We start from the raw sequence: 1,235 nt of genomic DNA on the forward strand, positions 1-1,235 counted from the left end.
CGAATCGTGGAAATCCGTGGAAGCCGTAATGGCACGAAGCGGACGAATCACGAGATAGCGTAAGTCGACCGTACCTAGAGCCCGTGAAAAGACGAGTATGAGATTCGTACCAAGAACCGACACAGGTGCTCGTGGCAGTGAAAGCCAAGGCCTGTCGGGAACAACCGACGTTAGGGAATTCGGCAAGTTAGTCCCGTAAGTTCGCGATAAGGGATGCCTGCCCTGTATAGGGGCAGGTCGCAGTGACTAGGACGCTCCGACTGTCTAGTAACAACATAGGTGACCGCAAATCCGCAAGGACTCGTACGGTCACTGAATCCTGCCCAGTGCGGGTATCTGAACACTCAGTACAATGAGACGAAGGACCCGTCAACGGCGGGGGTAACTATGACCCTCTTAAGGTAGCGTAGTACCTTGCCGCTTCAGTAGCGGCTTGCATGAATGGATCAACGAGAGCGTCACTGTCCCAACGTTGGGCCCGGTGAACTGTACGTTCCAGTGCGGAGTCTGGAGACCCCCAAGGGGAAGCGAAGACCCTATAGAGCTTTACTGCAGGCTGTCGCTGGGACACGGTCGCTAATGTGCAGGATAGGTAGGAGTCATTACACAGGTACCCGCGCTAGCGGGCCACCGAGACATCACTGAAATACTACCCATTAGTGACTGTGACCCTCACTCCGGGAGGAGGACACCGGTAGCCGGGCAGTTTGACTGGGGCGGTACGCGCTTGAAAAGATATCGAGCGCGCCCTAAGTCCATCTCATCCGAGTCGGAGACTCGGAGAAGAGCGCAAGAGCATAAGATGGGCTGACAATGATCTTCCTAACGAGGATCGTTGACGCGAAAGCGTGGTCTAGCGAACCAATTATCCTGCTCGATGCGGGAAATTGATGACAGAAAAGCTACCTTAGGGATAACAGAGTCGTCACGCGCAAGAGCACATATCGACCGCGTGGCTTGCTACCTCGATGTCGGTTCCCTCCATCCTGCCCGTGCAGAAGCGGGCAAGGGTGAGGTTGTTCGCCTATTAAAGGAGGTCGTGAGCTGGGTTTAGACCGTCGTGAGACAGGTCGGCTGCTATCTATTGGGGGTGCTATGGCACCTGACGTGAACGTTCGTATAGTACGAGAGGAACTACGAATGGTGACCACTGGTGTACCGGTTGTCCGAGAGGGCACGTGCCGGGCAGCTACGTCACAAGGGGTAAGAGCTGAATGCATCTAAGCTCGAAACCC

1 rRNA gene is annotated in these 1,235 nt (G+C 55.1%); it reads left to right on the forward strand.

Annotated elements, in window-relative coordinates:
- Positions 1 to 1,235, forward strand: a 23S ribosomal RNA gene (locus tag ACSC1S_RS21810); the annotation flags it as partial.

This window comes from Haloarchaeobius pelagicus (genome assembly GCF_051207375.1).
Taxonomy (GTDB): domain Archaea; phylum Halobacteriota; class Halobacteria; order Halobacteriales; family Natrialbaceae; genus Haloarchaeobius.